General features: G+C 46.3%; 19 protein-coding genes, 1 tRNA gene and 1 pseudogene. 19 read left to right on the top strand and 2 right to left on the bottom strand.

Annotated elements, in window-relative coordinates:
- Positions 1 to 2: 2 nt before the first annotated feature.
- The 10 genes from FN001_RS07820 (at position 3) to FN001_RS07865 (ending at position 6,817) form a co-directional block, all read left to right on the top strand.
- Positions 3 to 554, top strand: a complete 552-nt coding sequence (locus tag FN001_RS07820) for a guanylate kinase (RefSeq protein ID WP_142411464.1) — start codon at positions 3 to 5, stop codon at positions 552 to 554.
- On the top strand, positions 551 to 805 hold the full coding sequence (locus tag FN001_RS07825) for a hypothetical protein (RefSeq protein WP_142411465.1): 255 nt from the start codon (positions 551 to 553) through the stop codon (positions 803 to 805). Before FN001_RS07820 ends, FN001_RS07825 begins: the two co-directional genes overlap by 4 nt.
- 178 nt (positions 806 to 983) lie before the next feature.
- Positions 984 to 3,173: an anaerobic ribonucleoside-triphosphate reductase gene (gene nrdD, locus FN001_RS07830; protein WP_142411466.1), complete on the top strand. Its 2,190-nt coding sequence runs from the start codon at positions 984 to 986 to the stop codon at positions 3,171 to 3,173.
- The gene (gene nrdG, locus FN001_RS07835) at positions 3,173 to 3,724 is read left to right on the top strand and encodes an anaerobic ribonucleoside-triphosphate reductase activating protein (RefSeq protein WP_142411467.1); all 552 of its coding nucleotides are present in this window, start codon (positions 3,173 to 3,175) and stop codon (positions 3,722 to 3,724) included. The genes nrdD and nrdG overlap by 1 nt, the downstream gene beginning before the upstream one ends.
- Positions 3,725 to 3,738: 14 nt before the next feature.
- Entirely contained in the window at positions 3,739 to 4,023 is a 285-nt protein-coding gene (locus tag FN001_RS07840) for a DUF6275 family protein (RefSeq protein ID WP_142411468.1), read from the top strand.
- A 326-nt stretch (positions 4,024 to 4,349) separates the two neighbouring features.
- Positions 4,350 to 4,865, top strand: a complete 516-nt coding sequence (locus FN001_RS07845; protein ID WP_142411469.1) for a dCTP deaminase/dUTPase family protein — start codon at positions 4,350 to 4,352, stop codon at positions 4,863 to 4,865.
- A 12-nt stretch (positions 4,866 to 4,877) separates the two neighbouring features.
- A complete protein-coding gene (locus FN001_RS07850) occupies positions 4,878 to 5,108 on the top strand; it encodes a hypothetical protein (RefSeq protein ID WP_142411470.1) in 231 nt (76 codons plus the stop codon).
- A 14-nt stretch (positions 5,109 to 5,122) separates the two neighbouring features.
- Positions 5,123 to 5,365, top strand: a complete 243-nt coding sequence (locus tag FN001_RS07855; protein WP_486463492.1) for a polya polymerase — start codon at positions 5,123 to 5,125, stop codon at positions 5,363 to 5,365.
- A 517-nt stretch (positions 5,366 to 5,882) separates the two neighbouring features.
- Positions 5,883 to 6,071, top strand: a complete 189-nt coding sequence (locus FN001_RS07860; protein WP_142411471.1) for a hypothetical protein — start codon at positions 5,883 to 5,885, stop codon at positions 6,069 to 6,071.
- Positions 6,072 to 6,145: 74 nt separating this feature from the next.
- A complete protein-coding gene (locus FN001_RS07865; RefSeq protein ID WP_243121972.1) occupies positions 6,146 to 6,817 on the top strand; it encodes a cell wall hydrolase in 672 nt (223 codons plus the stop codon).
- A 402-nt stretch (positions 6,818 to 7,219) separates the two neighbouring features.
- Here the strand turns inward: FN001_RS07865 and FN001_RS07870 are convergent, their stop codons facing one another.
- Complete coding sequence (locus tag FN001_RS07870; RefSeq protein WP_243121973.1) at positions 7,220 to 8,131, bottom strand: hypothetical protein; 912 nt, start codon at positions 8,129 to 8,131, stop codon at positions 7,220 to 7,222.
- A gap of 437 nt (positions 8,132 to 8,568) precedes the next feature.
- Between FN001_RS07870 and FN001_RS07875 the strand changes: the two genes are divergently transcribed.
- The 5 genes from FN001_RS07875 to rlmB all read left to right on the top strand — a co-directional run bounded on the left by FN001_RS07875 (position 8,569) and on the right by rlmB (position 12,767).
- Entirely contained in the window at positions 8,569 to 9,495 is a 927-nt protein-coding gene (locus tag FN001_RS07875; RefSeq protein ID WP_118299215.1) for a diacylglycerol/lipid kinase family protein, read from the top strand.
- 71 nt (positions 9,496 to 9,566) lie between these two features.
- Complete coding sequence (gene ispF, locus FN001_RS07880) at positions 9,567 to 10,118, top strand: 2-C-methyl-D-erythritol 2,4-cyclodiphosphate synthase (protein ID WP_118604879.1); 552 nt, start codon at positions 9,567 to 9,569, stop codon at positions 10,116 to 10,118.
- 42 nt (positions 10,119 to 10,160) lie between these two features.
- The gene (gene cysS, locus FN001_RS07885) at positions 10,161 to 11,570 is read left to right on the top strand and encodes a cysteine--tRNA ligase (RefSeq protein WP_142411472.1); all 1,410 of its coding nucleotides are present in this window, start codon (positions 10,161 to 10,163) and stop codon (positions 11,568 to 11,570) included.
- Positions 11,555 to 12,031: a Mini-ribonuclease 3 gene (locus FN001_RS07890; RefSeq protein ID WP_142411473.1), complete on the top strand. Its 477-nt coding sequence runs from the start codon at positions 11,555 to 11,557 to the stop codon at positions 12,029 to 12,031. The genes cysS and FN001_RS07890 overlap by 16 nt, the downstream gene beginning before the upstream one ends.
- Positions 12,021 to 12,767, top strand: coding sequence for a 23S rRNA (guanosine(2251)-2'-O)-methyltransferase RlmB (gene rlmB, locus FN001_RS07895; protein ID WP_015554667.1), 747 nt, complete (start codon positions 12,021 to 12,023; stop codon positions 12,765 to 12,767). Before FN001_RS07890 ends, rlmB begins: the two co-directional genes overlap by 11 nt.
- 253 nt (positions 12,768 to 13,020) lie before the next feature.
- On the opposite strand, the gene FN001_RS07900 is transcribed toward rlmB, so the two are convergent.
- A tRNA-Thr gene (locus FN001_RS07900) sits at positions 13,021 to 13,093 on the bottom strand.
- Between the two features lie 205 nt (positions 13,094 to 13,298).
- Between FN001_RS07900 and FN001_RS07905 the strand changes: the two genes are divergently transcribed.
- The 4 genes and pseudogenes from FN001_RS07905 to FN001_RS07920 all read left to right on the top strand — a co-directional run bounded on the left by FN001_RS07905 (position 13,299) and on the right by FN001_RS07920 (position 19,532).
- Entirely contained in the window at positions 13,299 to 14,291 is a 993-nt protein-coding gene (locus FN001_RS07905; protein WP_142411474.1) for a DUF4397 domain-containing protein, read from the top strand.
- 201 nt (positions 14,292 to 14,492) lie between these two features.
- A complete protein-coding gene (locus FN001_RS07910) occupies positions 14,493 to 15,842 on the top strand; it encodes an MATE family efflux transporter (protein WP_142411475.1) in 1,350 nt (449 codons plus the stop codon).
- A gap of 58 nt (positions 15,843 to 15,900) precedes the next feature.
- A complete protein-coding gene (locus FN001_RS07915; protein WP_142411476.1) occupies positions 15,901 to 17,661 on the top strand; it encodes an ABC transporter ATP-binding protein in 1,761 nt (586 codons plus the stop codon).
- A pseudogene (locus tag FN001_RS07920) lies at positions 17,658 to 19,532 on the top strand (ABC transporter ATP-binding protein). Before FN001_RS07915 ends, FN001_RS07920 begins: the two are co-directional and overlap by 4 nt.
- The last annotated feature ends 343 nt before the right edge of the window (positions 19,533 to 19,875 follow it).

Below are 19,875 nucleotides of genomic sequence, written 5' to 3' on the forward strand. Positions count from 1 at the left end.
GAATGTTTATCATTGCAGGAAAAAGCGCAAGTGGTAAAGATACACTGTCTCAAGAATTAATCTCTCGTGGATATAAACGGGTTGTAACATATACGACCCGTCCTCCGAGAGATGGAGAAGTAGATGGAAAGACATACCACTTTATCACGAATGAACAGTTTCAGGAGATGCTGGAAAATCATGAATTTGCAGAATATAATGTCTTTCACACCGAATTTGGCGATTGGTATTATGGATCTGCAATCAAGGATTATATTGACGAGCCTGATCGATTTATTATTCTAACACCATCTGGAATTCGAGCGGTAAAAAAAGAATTGGAATTTATGCCACATGTCGTTTATTTATTTGCAAATCTAGCAGCAATTCAGAGACGCCTTAAATTAAGAGGCGATAATCCAGAAGAAGCGAAGAGAAGAATTGAAGCTGATATCAATGATTTTAAAGGTTTCGAGCAGGAAACCGATAGAATTGTTTATAACAATGAAGATGATATTGCGGCTGTGGCGGATAAATTAGAACAGTTTTTGAAAGTAAAGGAGCACAGAATTTGAGAAAAGTAAATATCTATTTAGAGAATAAAGAAGAAGGCAATGAATTTTGTAGAATTGCAAATACTTTTGCCGATGACGTTGATCTGAATTGCGGATCTATGAACTTAGATGGAAAGTCTGCATTAGGTATGTTTTGCTTTGCCTATCCGTTAAAGGCAGAAGCTGTGCTGATCAGCGATAATCAAGAAGACATCAGAAGATTTGATGCTGTAATGGAGCAGTTTTGTAAGGATCGAGGTGGCAACCTGTAAGTGATTTTTACAAGTTCAGATCTGAGAAGAACTCTTGCTCAGATGGATGACGATTTTATCACCGTTGAACTCAACGGTAGAGAATATACTATTGACACGGTGCGACGCATGAAAACTCATGGATGTGATTCTTTGGAGAGCCATATCTGCATTGTGTTAAAGGATGAATAATGGAGGTATGAGATTGAAAGAATTTAAGCAAGTCATCAAAAAGGATGGTACTATCGAAGTTTATAATGAACAAAAAATCATTGATGCTTGTAACAAAGCAGCAAGAAGAGCAATGATTGAGTTAACAGAAAAAGATTATAACAGAATTCTAAACGATGTTTGGGAATCTATTGAGGAGAATTATCCAGAGGATACCGATATTGAGATTTATGATATGCATAATATTGTGGAGGCAGTTCTCGAAGACGACTATCCAAAAGTTGCAAAAATGTATAAAGAGTACAGAAATTACAAAAAAGATTTCGTACATATGATGGACAAAGTATATGAAAAAAGCCAATCTATCCGTTATATCGGAGATAAAAGTAATGCAAACACTGATTCTGCATTAGTAGCGACAAAAAGAAGTTTAATTTACAACGAGCTAAGTAGTGAACTATATAAGAAATTTTTCTCAACTTATGATGAAAAACAGGCCGCTAAAGATGGATACATCTACATTCATGACAGATCAGCAAGACTTGATACTTTTAATTGTGATCTTTTTATGGTTGGCAATGTTATGAAAAATGGATTTGAGATGGGAAATATTTGGTATAACGAGCCTAAATATCTTGACACTGCCTTTGATGTGATGGGAGACATCATTCTTTCTACTGCTGCACAACAGTATGGCGGATTTACTGTTCCAGAAGTTGATAAAATTCTCGCTCCATATGCTGAAAAATCATATAAAAAATATGTTAAAGAATATAGAGATATTGTTGATAAAGTTTCTGATTCTCATCTTGGAAGAGATCTTGTTGGAATCGATGAATCAGCACATGAATATGCCCTCGAAAAAGTTCGCCGAGACTTTGATCAGGGCTGGCAAGGTATTGAAATGAAATTAAACAGTGTGGGGAGCAGCCGAGGGGATTACCCCTTCGTTTCCATGTCTATTGGACTTGCCACTTCTGAATTTGGTAAAATGGCAGCCATTTCGCTTCTTAATGTTCATTCTAATGGTCAGGGCAAAAAAGGATTTAAACGTCCAGTTCTATTCCCAAAAATTATCTTCCTTTACGACAAAAATCTCCATGGAGACGGATCTGATCAATACCCATCTGCAGATGTATTTAATGCTGGAATAGAGTGTTCTTCAAAGACTATGTATCCAGACTGGTTATCTTTAACTGGCGACGGTTATGTCGCAGAGATGTATAAAAAATACGGCAAAGTTGTAAGTCCAATGGGCTGCAGAGCTTTCCTTTCTCCGTGGTATGAGAGGGGCGGTATGCATCCAGCAGACGAGAATGACGTTCCAGTATTCGAGGGCAGATTCAATCTCGGAGTTGTAAGCTTGAACCTTCCGATGATTCTTGCAAAGGCGAGAAGAGAGTCAAAAGATTTTTATGAAGTTTTAGATTACTATCTCGAACTTATCCGTGGACTTCACAAGAGAACATACGATTATATTGGGGAATTAAGAGCCAGTGTTAACCCGGTAGCCTTTTGTGAAGGTGGTTTATATGGTGGTACATTAAAACCGGACGAAAAAATCAAGAGTATTCTTCCTCCAATGACAATGAGTTATGGAGTCACAGCACTGAATGAATTACAGAGACTTTATAATGGCAAATCCATTCGTGAAGACGGTGAATTCGCATTAGAGGTTATGAAATACATTAATGATTATGTGAATCGCATTAAAGAAGAGGACCATATTTTATATGCAATTTATGGCACACCTGCAGAAACGCTTTGCGGACTTCAGGTAGAACAGTTTAGAAAGATTTATGGCATCATTGAAAACGTTTCCGATAGAGAATATGTAAGTAATTCCTTCCATTGTCATGTATCTGAGAATATGTCCCCAATTGAGAAGCAGGACAAGGAATATCGTTTCTGGAACTATTTTAATGGCGGAAAAATTCAGTATTGCAGATACAATCTTGGGTATAACAAAGAGGCTATCAAAACCTTAGTGCTTAGAGCTATGGACATGGGCTTCTATGAAGGAGTGAATCTTGCAATGTGCTATTGTGAAGATTGCGGTTATCAACAGGTGGAAATGGACGTATGCCCAAAATGTGGAAGTAAAATGATTACAAAAATCGACCGCATGAATGGTTATCTGGGCTTTACAAGAGTTCATGGCGAAACCAGATACAACGATGCAAAAAATGCCGAAATTAAAGAAAGGGTGAGTATGTAATGAATTATCATAACATAACTCATGATGATCAAAACAACGGGGACGGCCTTAGAGTCGTCCTCTGGGTTGCAGGATGTTCTCACGGATGCTTAGAATGTCAAAACCATCAAACATGGAATCCCAAAAGTGGGATTGAATTTGATGAACCTGCCAGAAATGAGATTTTTGAAGAGCTTGAAAAACCATATATTTCTGGTATTACTCTGAGCGGTGGAGATCCGTTATACGTCCAAAATCTCGATACGATTCTTTATTTAATTTACAATATCAAGAAGAAATTTCCCACTAAAACAATTTGGTTGTATACAGGTTTTACTTTCAACGAATTGATGGACAATTATAAATCATATAGACAGACTCCGTTTGAATATCGCGATGATGAATGGTTGGAAAGATGGGAAATTATCAGACGTTGTGATGTTCTTGTTGATGGTCCATACATAAAGGAGCAACGCGATATTACGCTTAAATGGAGAGGTTCGTCCAATCAGCGCGTTATCGACGTGCAAGAGACTCTTAAACAGGGCAGAATCGTCCTATATTGCGATTGAAGGAGAATAATTATATGACAAGTTACGAATTCGAATTAGTTGCTAAAAATGCTGTTGTTAATGAGCTAAAAAACTATGGCGTTGAAACTGACATTTCAAGGTTAGATTTTGTCTGGTTTGCGCATGAATTGGGCTATAAAAAGTGTACTATTTGGGGACCACCAATGGGAATCAAATATGCAGAAGTTACTTATAACCGTGACAAAGATGAGATGTATGTAGACATCTATCAAAAGATTTCCAACAAGAAGATTTCGTCCTCTGAATTCAATTTTTCTGCCACAAAGGAGAATAACTAATTGGAACTATATTTACATAAACGAGCCACGCCTGAGAAGTTAGTTCAGGCTGGCTTCTACAAACAATTTGGGACAAAATATGAGCTGCGAAAGAACCTATATCGCAATCTTATCTATGTCTCAATTCACGTTGATCTGAATAACGATCCGCACGATTTAATTGAATGGGAAGTAGTAGATAAGAACACACAGTCAACTTACCATACGTTCTACTATAACCCGAATTGTTGCCGCGATTTGGTACGAGAAAACGTGATTAGGAACTTCGAAACCTTGATAAATGACCTTACAAAAAGAGAAGTATTATACAGGAAGGAAGAAAAGTAATGAAGAGAGTTGCCAAATTTGAAAAAGTTAGTTTTGAACAGTTTAAGAAGGATTGCGCCGATGCGTGTCCACAGTTAGCAGAGGACGATATTAAGGAAATCTATGATAGTATCAAGCTTCCAAAACGAGCCACAACTGGATCAGCCGGATATGATTTTTTTGCTCCATTCCAGATTGTTTTACAGCCTGGATGCACAATAAAAATTCCTACTGGAATTCGAGTGTATATGGAAGATGGCTGGGTATTAAAGCTCTATCCGAGAAGTGGTCTTGGATTTAAGTTCCGTATGCAACTAAATAACACTGTAGGTATTATCGACGGAGATTTTGTCTATTCCGACAACGAAGGGCATATCATGGCGAAGATTACAAATGATTCAAACGAAGCAAAAATGCTTTCTGTTAAAGCCGGTGATGGATTTATGCAAGGAATTTTTGTCGAATACGGAATCACAACAGATGATGATGCTGACGGAGTTAGAAATGGCGGATTTGGTTCCACAACTGCGAATTAGGAGAATAATTATATGAGAGTTAAACATATAGAAGATGGAAAAGTTACAGTATCAGAAGCGAAAGAAATTTACAAAAAAAATGGTATTGAACCAGATGGATATTATCTTTGCATAGCGATTACAGGCGTTACTCTAAGGTATAAAATGCCGGAAATCATAATGGACGAGCTGATCGACAGAATGTTTGAGACAGGAGCGTTAGATATGACATCGTATGAACGCACTATTGGTCCATGGGGCTAAAGGAGAATAACCATATGAAGATGAAACTTATGAATATCAAAGATGTCAATACCTTTTTCAAGGTCATTGATGAATGCCAAGGAGATGTATTCCTTGCCTCTGATGAAGGAGATATGATCAATCTTAAAAGCAAGCTCTCACAGTACCTTGCAGTCGCCAATTTATTCAGTGATGGGTATATTTCACAGTTAACCCTCGTAACGTCCACCACAGGCGATTCTGAGCGCCTAATGAAGTATATGCTGCAACAAGAGTAAAAAAATATCACCATAAAATGGTGATTTCAAATATTCGATATTCCCATGAGAGATGGTGTCCCCATCAGCTTTCGCCAGCCTCGATGTCATTAGGCAAAAACCTTAGTTACGATGTAAAACATCATAAGTGCAATAAGAAATCTGGTATCCATTCTCATTACTATAGCACCTTCTTTCGACTTATAGTATCTATATAAAAGATCCTGCGAAATAGTGATGTATATGAGGTTCACGCCTACCTAAACAGCGGCCGTACCGTGAGACTGACTACTGACCGACACCCATAAGTCTCAGAACAATCTGGACTTCCTCTCACCTTGCCTATCAGTATATCTCTCATGGGAATAATTTCAAGACGGAACAATTGTTCTGGCGGAAGGGCGGTTCACGCACAGCATAAGATACCACAACCTCTTTTACACATAAATATCTTTTTGCTTTGCCGCCCTTCATCAATATAAACGATAAAGATCGCAAAATGTGACAAGAAATTCAAAATATTTTGGAGAAGTATTATATGACAATGGAAATAGTGTTTATAAGCATATTAGCTCTCGTGACGATGGTAGGAATGCTTTGGATGGCAATTGATTTTGGTGTCGTTGAATATATATCTGTAAAAAACATTATCAGAATGCTTTTCTGCTCTTCGGCAGCAATAATGAGTCTTATGGTATTGACTGCAACAGCATCAATTAAGCTGTAAGTTTGGTAACTCCTCAAATTTGAGTTTACATACACATGGATAACCGGTATCCACAACTAACAGGAGGTATTTTAATGAAAAAATTTCTTTTAGCAACAGGGTTTGCCCTGTGCTTCACTTGTTGTACGCCTGTGGCGACACGGGCGAATACAATTGAATCATCAACTGCAGTCACGGCAGCACAGTTTACAGAGACTCTAAATAGCGTGACAGATACAGTAACAAAGTATACTACAACTACTGTAAACATCCGGAAAGAACCAAACGCCGACTCTGAAATCCTTGGACAGAGCATGAGAGGTGGATCTTTTGAGATTGTTACAGAGATCAATGGATGGGCAATGATTACCACCGAAGATGGATACGCCTATATGAAGGCAGACTGGTTCTCTGATGTTCCGGTCAGTACATATTCTGATGAGGATCTGAAAATCCTTGCAATGATTCTATGCGGAGAAGCCCAGAGTCTTCCTGACGAGGAGCAAAGACTTGTAGGGTCAGTATTCCTCAATAGAGTCAAGAGTAATAAATTTCCTAATACATTTGCGGGTGTAGCCACGCAGAGAGGGCAGTATTCAAGCTGGTGGGACGGTAACGCTCACCGTAAGATCACAGATCGCAACTGGGCAAATGCACGGTGGCTGTTAGAGAATGGAAGCATTCTCCCGGACGGCGTGTTATACCAGAGTGGCGGTCGCCAGGGTAAAGTATACTTGAAAACGAAGTATCACTATTATTGCTATTAGTCTCAAAATTGAGGCGTAAAAAATAGGGAGCAGCCAAATAAAATGACTACTCCCTTAAATTGGATTTTTATGATATAATATAATGGTTATATTTTGAAAAAAGGCGCTAATTCAACTTCCGAACCTACGTTCGAAAAAACAGCCCAAATTTGTTTACACTTTTGTTTACATTGGGTGGATGACGCGCTCAAACCTCCTTGTTTATTGGGTATTTCAAACGTGGTGTCGAGAGTTCAAATCTCCCTTCCGCTACGATTGAAAATCCCGGGAGTCTTCGCAGATTCCCGGGATTTTTTCGATTATAATAAATTTTCTGAAATATTCTGTTGTACCAAACAGAAAAGAACATCTGCAATGATCTCGCAAACATATGGAAGGCTCTGTCGGTGTCTGGATTTTCACTTAAAAGATTCCCGGTAATACTGTTGCAAGATAATATCCGACCCAGAACGATGCTGAATTTGCGATGAATGAATAGAGAACGTAGTACTCGTTTTCCTTTTTTAGGGACACTTTCTTCAGAAATCTGCAATACAGAACTGCCTCCAGCGCAAAGACTATGAACTCAAAAAAGACATAGCTTGTGATAAAGGCCAACGGACCGGCATTGTAATGAATGATATTGAGAAGCAGATTTAAGAGAAGCTGTGTCGTGATATTTACAAGCGCAAGGATCTGCAGCTGCTTTTTCTGCCGGAAGCCGAATAACAGTGCGACGGCCATTTCAATTGCGATCGTAAGAAGGATACGGACCGCGAGTGACAAAAGCTCCATTCGATAATTATAGGAACGATACGCGTTGATCCGCTCGTTTGTGCTCAGGTTCTCATTGTATTCCACGGATCCGATCCGGACGCCCTCCATGTCAACGGTGTAATAGGTATCAAATGCATAACGCTCATAGCTTCCGCTTGAAACAAAGGTCTCGGTTTCCGGATAATAAAGGAGAATCTTAAAATTCTCAGGTGGATAATAGGTCCACGCGATCTCGCCTGTTTCGCTAACCGTCCAGCCCCTCTGCAGGAAATAATATCCGTCAGGATCTTTGTAATCTACAAATGCTTTCCATATGCTCCGGTCAAGATCATAGAGCTGCCCGTTTCTGGCGGTGCCGTCCCAGACACGTGCAGGTCCTGTACATGCCTCCTTTGAAAGCAGTGTGCCGTAGCACAGGTCATCGCCCATATTTTTGAACTGGATGCGCACCGAGGGCTTTGGACCTATATCAGCTTTCGCGGTGATCGGAAGTGCTGTGATTGTAAAGATCAGATAGAACAGCAACATGAAAAGCCTGACATGCATTCTTTTTTTCATAGCAGGGACCTCCTTTCAGAGCTTGGGTTCATAAAATTATATATCTTTGCTTCTTATATCTGTTTTTATTATAATCGATACAGATATTGGCTGACAAGAAAGAGATATTTACTATTTCCTTACGTTTCAACGCGGATGTGTCCGTGCTACTGTATGCGGGCAGGAATTTTCTGAACTGAAAATTCCGGACAATAGAGTGGTGTGTGCATTTCACTGATTTGGAATGCGAAGCCTCGGCAAAATCAGTTACTGTCTGCGCAAGGAATGAACAGTAACGTGCCCGCGGTGCACTTGCATGAAGTTTAGAAAAAATTTAGCCTTTTTTTAGCGGTTATGTGATATACTATAATCTATATCGTATGTCATATGGTACTGACCCGGTCAGGATGTGTATGGCTGCACGGAAAATTCTGAACATATAAGATTCGGAGGACGTTATGTATCAGTTTATCGTAAATCCCAGTGCCGGTGCCGGAAGAGGATACCGGATCTGGAAACGACTGGAACATCAGCTGGAGATGGACAGCCGGGAGTACCGGGTCTTTTTTACGGAACACCAGGGGGACGCGGCTGAGATCGCAAAAGTACTGACTGCCGAGCGGGATGACGCGAAAGTGATCGTGATCGTCGGCGGGGAAGGAACTTATAATGAAGTGCTGAATGGCGTATCCTTCCGGGGACTCCTGACATTCGGATATGTACCGGCGGGTTTTCGGAATGCGCTGTCGAAGGGATTTGAATCCTTCTGGAAGGTCAACTGTCAGGCAAAACGGATCCTTCATCCGAAATATTACCGGATGCTGGACTATGGGGTCGCAACATTCGGAGATGAGGAGATCGTGAGCAGGCGGTTTGCGGGCCGGTGCGGGATCGGACTGGACGCGGCGATCTGCCATAATCTTCTGTGCTGCCCGGTGAGAAACCAGATGACGAGACTTCATCTGACGAAAATACTCAGATTCGGCCTTGGTCTCAAGCAGCTTTTTCTCGCAAAACCGACAAAAGGATATATTTTGCTTGACGGGACGCAGAAAGTGGAGTTTAATCATATATATTTCATTACGTTTATGGTCCGCAGGGAAGACAAGAAGAAACGGAAGAACAGCGAACTGATGAATGATGATGGTAAGATGACGGTTTATATCGGAAACAGCGCGAGAAAGACAAAAATGATCCCGATCCTCCGGGACCTTGTGATGGGGGTCCGGAAAAAAGAACGTGGGATCCGGGTCTTTGAGTGCAACGAGGCGGAAGTCCATCTGGCAAGACCGCTCGCGGTCCATATGGACGGTGAGAGCTGTATGTGCCAGCAGAATCTCGTGGTGCGCTGTATCCCGAAGCGGATGCGGATGATCGGTTCTTGAAGTGGTATCGGGGCCGGTCTTGGACTGCCCATAAACGGAAGAAGATGAACAGCTATGGAAAGGAGATTCTCATGAGAATCGGACAGGGATATGACGTACATCGTCTGGTAGAAGGGAGAAAACTGATCCTCGGCGGTGTGGAGATCCCGTATGAAAAGGGACTTTTAGGACATTCGGATGCGGATGTCCTTCTTCACGCGGTGATGGACGCGCTTTTAGGGGCTGCGGCTCTCGGAGATATCGGTCAGCACTTCCCGGATTCAGATGAAAGATATAAAGGGATCTCGAGCGTTGAACTTTTAAAAGAAGTCGGAAAGATCCTGCAGGAAAACGGATATCTGATCGAGAATATCGATTCCACGGTGATCGCGCAGAGACCAAAACTTCTGCCGTACCGTCCGCAGATGGCGAAAAATATCGCGGATGCGCTGGGGATCGAGCCTGATCAGGTGAGCGTGAAGGCGACGACGGAGGAAGGTCTTGGATTTACCGGGACCGGGGAAGGAATCTCCGCCCAGGCGATCGCACTTTTGAGTTCGGTTGCGGATTACGCGCCGGAGGACCGCGTCGGAGTGATCTCCGGGGGCTGCGGAGGCTGTCCGGGCTGTAAACAGCAGGGATGAAAAGAGACTCGCAGACAGAAAGATAGATGAAGGAGCTAAGGTATGAAGATCTACAATACACTCACAAAGAGAAAAGAAGAGTTTGTTCCGGTGGAACCGGGAAAAGTAAAAATGTATGTATGCGGACCGACCGTGTACAACTTTATCCATATCGGAAACGCAAGACCGATGATTGTATTTGATACGGTGAGACGTTACTTTGAATATAAAGGATACGATGTCAATTATGTATCCAACTTTACCGATGTCGATGACAAGATCATCAAGAAAGCGATCGAGGAAGGCGTTGACGCCGAGACGATCTCCAAACGCTACATCGCAGAGTGCAAAAAAGACATGGAAGGCATGAATATCGAACCGGCGACAAAGAATCCGCTCGCGACGGAAGAGATCTGCGGCATGTTAAACATGATCAGCACCCTGATCGAGAAAGGCTACGCGTATGTTGCTGCGGACGGAACAGTTTATTACAGTGTCCGCAAGTTTAAAGATTACGGAAAGCTGTCCCACAAGAACCTGGATGATCTTCAGTCCGGTTTCCGTGAGATTAAGGTAACCGGTGAGGAAGGAAAACAGGACCCGAACGACTTTGTTCTCTGGAAGCCGAAAAAAGAAGGTGAGCCGTACTGGGAGTCCCCGTGGTGCGAAGGCCGTCCGGGCTGGCATATCGAGTGCTCCGTTATGGCAAAGAGATACCTCGGTGATGAGATCGATATCCATGCGGGCGGCGAGGACCTGATCTTCCCGCACCATGAGAACGAGATCGCCCAGAGTGAGGCAGCAAACGGAAAGCCCTTCGCGAAATACTGGATGCACAACGCATTCTTAAATATCGACAATAAGAAAATGTCCAAATCTCTCGGAAACTTCTTCACTGTCCGCGAGATCAGCGAGAAATATGATCTCCAGGTACTCCGCTTCTTTATGCTGAGCGCCCACTACAGAAGCCCGTTAAACTTCAGCGCAGATCTGATGGAACCTTCCAAGAACGGTCTTGAGAGGATCTTAACCGGAATGGAGAAACTCCGCGAGATGGAGGCAAAGGTATCCGGAGACGCGATGACAGCGGAAGAGCAGGAGAATCAGAAAAAGGCAATGGAGCTCGTTGCAAAGTATGAGGCGGCAATGGATGATGATTTCAACACCGCAGACGCGATCTCCGCGATCTTCGAACTTATCAAGCTCTCCAACTCTACAGTATCCGAGACGAGTACAAAGGCATATGTTTCCTGGATGAAGAATGAGATCCAGAGACTCTGCGATGTGATGGGAATCATCACGGAGAAGAAGAAAGAGGTTCTTGACTCTGAGGTGGAGGATCTGATCGCCCAGAGACAGGCGGCGAGAAAGGCAAAGAACTTTGCACTTGCAGATGAGATCAGAGGAAAGCTTCTCGACATGGGAATCGTTCTCGAGGACACAAGAGAGGGCGTAAAATGGAAGAGAGCTTAATCCTCTTAAAGGAAAAATTTCACTTAAAAGAGACGGACGCGAACCAGTATTCCCCACTGGTCCTCGCCTATCTCGGGGATGCGGTGTATGAGATCCTGATCCGGACGATCGTTGTGAGCGAGGGAAATATGCAGGTCAATAAGCTGCACAAAAAATCTTCGGCTCTCGTAAAGGCTGCCGCACAGGCGGAATTCCTGATGGCGATCGAGGAAGACCTCACGGAGGAGGAACATGCCGTTTATAAGCGGGGAAGGAATGCAAAATCCTTTTCCATGGCGAAGAACGCGACGATGAAGGATTACCGGATGGCGACCGGATTTGAGGCGCTGATGGGATACCTTTACCTGTCCGGAAAGACGGAACGGATGGTCGATCTTGTCGCCCTTGCGATGAAGAAGACCGGAAAAGCCGCGCCGGAAGATACAGAAAAAACAGAAGAGGAGAACTCCGATGAGATATGAAGAACTGACGATTGAAGGGCGCAACGCTGTTTTGGAGGCGTTCCGCTCCGGAAAGACCATCGACCGGCTGTTTGTCCTTGACGGATGTCAGGACGGACCGGTGCGCACGATCGTGAGAGAGGCGAAAAAGCATGACACGATCGTAAATTTTGTTCCGAAGGAACGTCTGGATTCCATGTCCGAGACGGGACACCATCAGGGCGTGATGGCGTATGCCGCTGCTTACGAGTACGCTGAAGTGGAAGATATTTTGAAAATCGCGGAAGAGAAGGGCGAACCGCCGTTTTTGTTCCTGCTTGACGGAATTGAGGATCCGCATAACCTTGGAGCGATCATCCGTACCGCGAACCTTGCGGGCGCTCACGGAGTGATCATTCCGAAACGCCGCGCGGTGGGACTTACCGCGACGGTTGCGAGAACCTCCGCAGGTGCGTTAAACTATACGCCGGTCGCGAAAGTCACCAACATGGCGGCGACGATCGAGGATCTGAAGAAGCGTGGGATCTGGTTCGTCTGCGCCGATATGGGCGGAGAGAGTATGTACCGCTTAAACCTCACCGGACCGATCGGTCTTGTGATCGGAAATGAGGGGGAGGGCGTGAGCCGTCTCGTGAAAGAAAAATGCGATATGATCGCGTCGATCCCAATGAAGGGTGATATCGATTCCCTGAACGCGTCCGTTGCGACAGGTGTTCTCGCGTATGAGATCGTGAGACAGAGACTGGCGAAGGCATAGAATTTATAATTTTGCTTATGATAAAAAGACCTGCGGAGAGGAGTTCCGTGGGTCTTTTTTGCGTGAGGCGGAGTTCCTGCGAATTCAAGTCGAACGTCCGTGAGACTTGGTGCGTGCTTCTGGTCGGCAAAGCTGACATATTCCATACAGAATCGCTGCGCATCAGTGTTGCGTTCGTGCCCTTTCACGTAACAGGAATTTCCTGTAACGCGAAAAAAGGCTTCCCGGATATTCCGGAAAGCCTCATGGTTTAAGCTGCCTAGCAGATTTGAACTGCCGACCTCCGCCTTACCAAGGCGACGCTCTACCAGCTGAGCCAAGGCAGCGAACACATTTACTGTGTTTTTCGAACCTCCAATATAGTATCATGGATCAACGGGTTTGTCAACGATAAAAACAAAAAAATTTGAATAAATTTTTCATACAAAAAGATCAATTCCTCGGAAAGCTCATGGAGGTTCAAACACGTGCAGGTAACACTTTCCGTTCTGCTTTCATATTTTGTAGTAAAAAAGATATTGAGGTGTTAATATGCCAGAAAATCCAACATCAATGCCGGAACCGTCGGGCGAGAATACGGCGGAGGTTGTAGCAGGGAAGAACGACGCAAATGTACCGGAGACACCGGCCGAGCCATTAGGAGGAGTTTTTGTTTATCCGGGAGACGATGATCTTGCGGGAATCCCTGTGCCGCCTATCGCTTCACCGGGCGGAAGACCTGTTTATCCTGGAGATGACGATCTCGCTGGAATCCCGACGACACCGGTCGCGCCGTCTGGTGGTCGCCCTGTCTATCCCGACAATACCATCGGGCACCCGGGCTTTCCGACGATTTCTTTTCCAGTCACATACCCGACGGTCTCAGGAGGGAATTACTACAGCAGAGTCCGGTTTTTAAATGCCAGCACATCAGGCCGTACGCTGGATGTCTATATCGATGGCCGGAATATCTTTTCCGGTTCCGAATTTGCCACGATCTCTTCTTATATCCGCGTGACGGACGGATTCCACACCGTCACTGTGCGCAGGACCAACGGTCAGATCTATTATCAGCAGACGATTGCCTTTGTGTCCGGTGAGAGACTCACGATGGTGATCTTAGACACGGTATCCGGAGTGTCCCTGACCCGTGTCTCTGACATGGGCTGCACGAACGTTCCGGCAGGTTACGGCTGCCTCCGCGTCGCGAACATGTCCTACGCGGGATCCAGCTACGATGTGCGGACTTTCAACAACCAGACAGCATTTGCGGGGGTCGGATACAAGGAAGTGACGAGCTATAAACAGACATCCAGCGGAACCTATACCTTCTTTGTGACAGGTTCCCAGTATGCAGTTTCGGCCTTAGGCGAGCTTCCGGTCCTTGTCCTTTCTTCCATCGTCGGCGTTTCCTGTCCGACCTGCACCGTGTCGAATCCGCTGCTCACCTTCAACGTCAACGTCCGCGCTGGAAGAGCCTACACCTGCTATATTATCGGAAATCCGTGGTCCGGTCTCTTCCGGGCGTATGTCCTCGAGGACTGAAGCATGTTGCGGCAGGATTGCATTATTTGTAAAAATCGTCTATAATCTGCGTAACAGATAAAAGGAATGTGCCTGACGCATTCCGGCACCGGGAGCAGCCGTGGATAGAATGAGCAGACGGACAGGGGCGGGAAATGCCAGTCTGCTTTTCTTTCCGGATGCTGCCGGAAAGAAAATACAGATACGGGAAAAAGGAGTATTATGAAGAAAAATTACGAAATGGACATGTGCAGCGGTCCGATCCTCGGAAAACTGCTCACCTTTACGATTCCGCTGATCTTTTCCGGAATCCTGCAGCTTCTGTTCAACGCTGCGGATGTGATCGTTGTGGGACGTTTCGCGGGTAGCCAGTCTCTGGCGGCGGTGGGTTCCACAACGGCGCTGATCAACCTGATGATCAATATCTTTATCGGACTGTCCGTGGGTGTCAATGTCATCGTGGCGAGATATTACGGAGCGAAGCGGGAAAAAGACGTGCAGGATACGATCCACACGGCCATGGCACTCAGCATCGTCAGCGGTCTTTTTCTGATCATTGTGGGTCAGCTTCTCTCGAGGCCAATGCTGGAACTCATGGGAACTCCGGACGATGTGATCGATAAATCTACGATTTATATGCGGATCATCTTTATCGGCATGCCTGCGAATATGATCTACAACTTCGGAAGCGCGATCCTCCGCGCTGTGGGAGACACAAAACGCCCACTGTATTTCCTTACGGCGGCGGGCGTGATCAATGTGGTCTTAAACCTCTTTTTCGTGATCATGTTCCGGATGGATGTGGCGGGAGTTGCCTTGGCGACCGCGATCTCCCAGGCAATCTCGGCGTTCCTGGTGATCCTTTGTCTGATGGAGAGTGAGGGCGGTCTGAAGCTCCATTTAAAAGATCTGAAGATCCACCGCTCGAAATTCCGTCAGATCATTCAGGTAGGCCTTCCGGCGGGGATGCAGGGCGCAGTATTTTCTATTTCCAATGTTCTGATCCAGTCCTCTGTCAATTCCTTCGGTTCTGTCGCGATGGCGGGAAATACGACATCCCAGAATATTGAGGGATTCATCTATAACGCCATGAATGCGGTTTATCAGGCAAACTTAAGCTTCACGAGCCAGAACTTCGGCGGCAAAAAGTATTCGAGGATCAACCGGATTATGGTTACCTGCCTCGGCGTTGTGACAGCCGTGGGACTCGGGATGGGAATTCCGGCATATCTTTGCGGACATGCCCTGATCCGGATCTATTCCTCAGACCCGGAGGTCATGGTATACGGAATGAGAAGACTTGTGGTCTTTGGAACGACATATTTCCTCTGTGGGATCATGGATACGATGGTGGGCAGCATCCGCGGTCTCGGATATTCCGTCATGCCGATGTGCGTCTCCCTTCTGGGAGCGTGCGGACTCCGGATCGTCTGGATCTTTACGGTGTTCCAAGTATACCATAACCTGACGGTGTTATACTTATCTTATCCGTTTACCTGGATCGTCACGGCGACGGCCCATATGATCTGCTTCTGTATCGTGAGGAGAAAACTTCCGAGGGAAGATGCGTGATAAACAGCAACGGAAGAATCCAACGAATGCAGATCTGACCAGAAAGGAAACGACAGAATTGAAACGATACAAAAAATACATCACCCCGTATCTCAGTGCCTTCGTGATCGGTCCGATGATGATGCTCACCGAGGTGGCGGGAGAGGTCATGCTCCCGAAATTTATGTCCATGATCATCAACAACGGTGTCGCGAGTCGAAATGTTGCCTATATCGGAAAGATGGGGACGCTGATGGTCCTGACTGTCCTTTTTATGGCGGTGGGTGGGATCCTCGGCGCCTACTTTTCCGCGAAGGCGTCCATCTCCTTTACCAGTGACATGAGAAATGACCTCTTCAGAAAGGTTCAGCAGTTCTCCTTTGAGAACATCGACGGCTACAGCACCGGTTCTCTCGTCACGAGGCTCACGAACGATGTCCAGCAGGTTCAGAACGTCCTGATGATGGGTCTCCGTATGGCGCTTAGGGCGCCCGGAATGTTTCTCGGCGCCCTGATCATGGCGTTTATGATGAACCGTCAGCTTGCGGTCATCATCCTCATCGTGATCCCGCTTCTTCTCGCGGCGATCATTCTGATCTTAAAGACTGCATTCCCGCGTTTTGGGGAGATGCAGAGGAGACTGGACCGTTTGAATTCCGGGATTCAGGAATCCCTGACGAATGTCCGCGTGGTCAAATCCTTTGTCCGGGAGGATCATGAGATCGAAAAATTCAGCAGACTGAACCGCGACTTAAAGGAGAGCAGTCTCCGTGCGCTCCGGATCGTGATCACTACGATGCCGGTGATGATGTTCGCCATGAACGTGACGACACTGGCTGTCGTCTGGTATGGAGGAAATATCATCATTGCCGGAAAGATGCCGGTGGGTGATCTCACTGCGTTTACGACGTATATCGTGCAGATCCTGATGTCCCTCATGATGCTTTCCATGGTATTCTTACAGAGCTCCCGCGCCAGCGCGTCCATGAAGCGGATCAATGAGATCTTCGACACGGAGATCGGCTTAAATGATGATCATGCGAAAAATAAGGATAAAAAAGTCACGGAAGGCCGTGTGGAGTTCAAGGATGTCAGCTTTGGCTACAGCGGAGAGAACGGGAGAAAGGATCTCGTTCTGGAAGGGATCTCCTTCACGGCAGAGCCGGGACAGACCATCGGGATCATCGGCTCCACGGGAAGCGGAAAGACCTCCCTCGTGCAGCTGATCCCGAGACTCTATGACGTGACCGGAGGCGAAGTCCTTGTCGACGGCGTGAACGTCAAAGAGTACTCTTTAAAACACCTGCGTGAGGGCGTCGGCATGGTCCTCCAGAAAAATACCCTCTTCTCGGGAACGATCGAGGAAAATCTCCGATGGGGAAATGAGGACGCGCCGATGGAGGATGTGATCCGGTTTTCAGAGAGCGCCCAGGCAGATCCCTTCGTTAAGACCTTCAAAAACGAGTACGACACCGAGATGGGGCAGGGCGGCGTCAATGTCTCCGGCGGTCAGAAACAGCGTCTCTGTATCGCGAGAGCACTCTTAAAGCGCCCGAAGATCCTGATCCTGGATGATTCCACCAGCGCTGTTGACACGGCGACGGAGGCAAAGATCCGGGAGAGTCTCTATCATGATCTTGGGGACACCACAAAGATCATCATCGCCCAGAGGATCTCCTCCGTTCAGGAAGCGGACCAGATTCTGGTACTGGAGGACGGAAAGATCATCGGTCATGGAACCCACGAGGAACTTTTAAAGACCTGTGAGGCATACAGCGAGATCTATACGACCCAGATCGGAAATCAGTCCATCGGGGCAGGAGAGGAGGCGGCAGTATGAGCGTCACGAGAGCAGACCGCGAAGCGAGTCTGAAAAAACGATATGCCGGACGCGTGGCAGCCGCACCGAAAAGGAGAGGAATGGGAAGAGGACCGGGTGCTCCCAGAGGCGGAGGACGCCCAAAGAGCACAGGAGCGGCCTTAAAGCGCCTGATGTCCTATCTGGAAGCGGACAGGCTCCGGATGGGGATCGCATTTTTCTGCGTCATTGTAAACACGGTGGCGACACTGACCGGTTCCTATATGCTGCGCCCGATCATCAACCGCTTTATTGCACCGCCGGACGGAAGTCCCGGAGATGTGGCGGGACTTTTTTAAAGGCTGACCATGATGGCGGGCGGCTATCTTCTGGGGGGTATCGCAAATTATCTCCAGTCAAGACTGATGTTTGAGGGTGCCCAGAGCGCCCCTGTGCGGATCCGGACAGACCTCTTTACAAAGATGCAGAAGCTTCCGGTGAGATTTTATGATACAAATTCCAACGGGGATCTGATGAGCCGCTTCACAAACGATGTGGACACCATCGGAAATATGCTGAGCAGTACTCTTGTGCAGCTCTTTTCCGGAACCTTAAGCATCATCGGAACCTTGTTCCTCATGCTTTACACGAACATCTGGCTGACAGCTGTGACCCTGATCATGATCCCGCTCATGTTGCGGGCCGGCGGAGAGGTCGCGAAGCGGAGTCAGAAATACTTCAGCGCACAGCAGTCGGCTCTCGGTGCTTTAAATGGATACATCGAGGAGACCATCACCGGACAGAAGGTAGTAAAGGTCTTCTGCCACGAGGAGATCGCGGAGGAAGAATTTGATATATTAAACAGGGATCTCCGCGAAAAGCAGATCCGCGCCCAATTCCTCGGGGGCATGATGGGACCTGTGATGAACAACTTAAGTCAGGTAAACTATTCCCTGACGGCGTGCATCGGCGGGATCCTCTGTGTGGTGAAAAACTTCGATGTCGGCGGCCTCACGGTGTTCTTAAACTTTTCGAGACAGTTTTCAAGGCCGATCAACGAGATCTCCATGCAGGTCTCCAACGTGTTCTCAGCTCTCGCCGGAGCGGAGCGCGTTTTCTCCGTGATGGATGAGGAGCCGGAGACGGCGGATGATAAGGACGCAGTGTCCATGGACGGCATGCGCGGGGAAGTGGTATTAGATCATGTGACCTTCGGCTATAACCCGGATAAGGTCATCTTAAAGGATATCAGCCTCTACGCGAAGCCGGGACAGAAGATCGCCTTCGTGGGTTCCACGGGAGCCGGAAAGACGACGATCACGAACCTCATCAACCGCTTCTACGATATCCAGAGCGGGACCATCACCATCGACGGCGTTGATATCTGCCATATTAAGCGGGACGACCTGCGCCGCCACATTGCCATGGTGCTTCAGGATACGCATCTGTTTACGGGAACGGTTATGGAAAATATCCGGTACGGACGGCTTGATGCCACCGACGAGGAAGTTATTCAGGCGGCGAAGATGGCATCTGCCCATTCCTTTATCATGCGTCTTCCAAAGGGCTATGACACGGTTCTGGAGAGCGATGGCGCGAACTTGAGTCAGGGCCAGAGACAGCTTCTTAATATCGCGCGGGCGGCAGTGTCCAAGGCGCCTATCCTGATCCTCGATGAGGCGACGAGCTCCGTCGATACGAGAACGGAAAAGCATATCGAGCAGGGCATGGATGCGCTGATGGCAGAGCGGACCACTTTCGTGATCGCCCACCGTCTTTCCACAGTGCGGAACGCCAACGCCATCATGGTTCTGGAGAACGGAGAGATCATTGAGCGCGGTGATCATGAAGACCTCCTGAAAGAAAAAGGACGTTATTACCGGTTATATACGGGAATGGCGGAGCTGAGTTAGGTCGATCGCAGAAGAAAAAACGGGCAGATGAAGAAATCTGCCCGTTTTTTATGTAACAGGAAATTCCGGGGAATTTCCTGTTACATAAAAAGTCACTGCGTATCGATCATACGCACCCAGACAGGCTTTTTCAAATTTTGTAGCAATTCCATAAGAGACAGCAGAAAAGAGCGGGAGTTAGTTGGTAAAAACTTCATTTTTTAAAGAAATCAGATGTCTGCTTTTGTTCTTTTTTTGATACAAACGCCGAAAACGGCCATTTCCGTTAAAAAGTTAACCGATTTCCAATTGTAGAAAAATTCCAAATATGCTATACTACGGTGTGATGGGTACTATGAAATTT

It is taken from the genome of Clostridium sp. Marseille-P7770, from assembly GCF_902143525.1.
GTDB lineage: Bacteria > Bacillota > Clostridia > Lachnospirales > Lachnospiraceae > Pilosibacter.

Coding starts and splice junctions, on each gene's coding strand:
- nrdD (WP_142411466.1), top strand. CDS start 984: ATGAGATTGAAAGAATTTAAGCAAGTCATCAAAAAGGATGGTACTATC.
- FN001_RS07840 (WP_142411468.1), top strand. CDS start 3,739: ATGACAAGTTACGAATTCGAATTAGTTGCTAAAAATGCTGTTGTTAAT.
- cysS (WP_142411472.1), top strand. CDS start 10,161: ATGAAGATCTACAATACACTCACAAAGAGAAAAGAAGAGTTTGTTCCG.
- rlmB (WP_015554667.1), top strand. CDS start 12,021: ATGAGATATGAAGAACTGACGATTGAAGGGCGCAACGCTGTTTTGGAG.
- FN001_RS07875 (WP_118299215.1), top strand. CDS start 8,569: ATGTATCAGTTTATCGTAAATCCCAGTGCCGGTGCCGGAAGAGGATAC.
- FN001_RS07855 (WP_486463492.1), top strand. CDS start 5,123: ATGAAGATGAAACTTATGAATATCAAAGATGTCAATACCTTTTTCAAG.
- FN001_RS07870 (WP_243121973.1), bottom strand. CDS start 8,131: ATGAAAAAAAGAATGCATGTCAGGCTTTTCATGTTGCTGTTCTATCTG.
- ispF (WP_118604879.1), top strand. CDS start 9,567: ATGAGAATCGGACAGGGATATGACGTACATCGTCTGGTAGAAGGGAGA.
- FN001_RS07890 (WP_142411473.1), top strand. CDS start 11,555: ATGGAAGAGAGCTTAATCCTCTTAAAGGAAAAATTTCACTTAAAAGAG.
- nrdG (WP_142411467.1), top strand. CDS start 3,173: ATGAATTATCATAACATAACTCATGATGATCAAAACAACGGGGACGGC.
- FN001_RS07860 (WP_142411471.1), top strand. CDS start 5,883: ATGACAATGGAAATAGTGTTTATAAGCATATTAGCTCTCGTGACGATG.
- FN001_RS07845 (WP_142411469.1), top strand. CDS start 4,350: ATGAAGAGAGTTGCCAAATTTGAAAAAGTTAGTTTTGAACAGTTTAAG.
- FN001_RS07905 (WP_142411474.1), top strand. CDS start 13,299: ATGCCAGAAAATCCAACATCAATGCCGGAACCGTCGGGCGAGAATACG.
- FN001_RS07850 (WP_142411470.1), top strand. CDS start 4,878: ATGAGAGTTAAACATATAGAAGATGGAAAAGTTACAGTATCAGAAGCG.
- FN001_RS07820 (WP_142411464.1), top strand. CDS start 3: ATGTTTATCATTGCAGGAAAAAGCGCAAGTGGTAAAGATACACTGTCT.
- FN001_RS07865 (WP_243121972.1), top strand. CDS start 6,146: ATGAAAAAATTTCTTTTAGCAACAGGGTTTGCCCTGTGCTTCACTTGT.
- FN001_RS07910 (WP_142411475.1), top strand. CDS start 14,493: ATGAAGAAAAATTACGAAATGGACATGTGCAGCGGTCCGATCCTCGGA.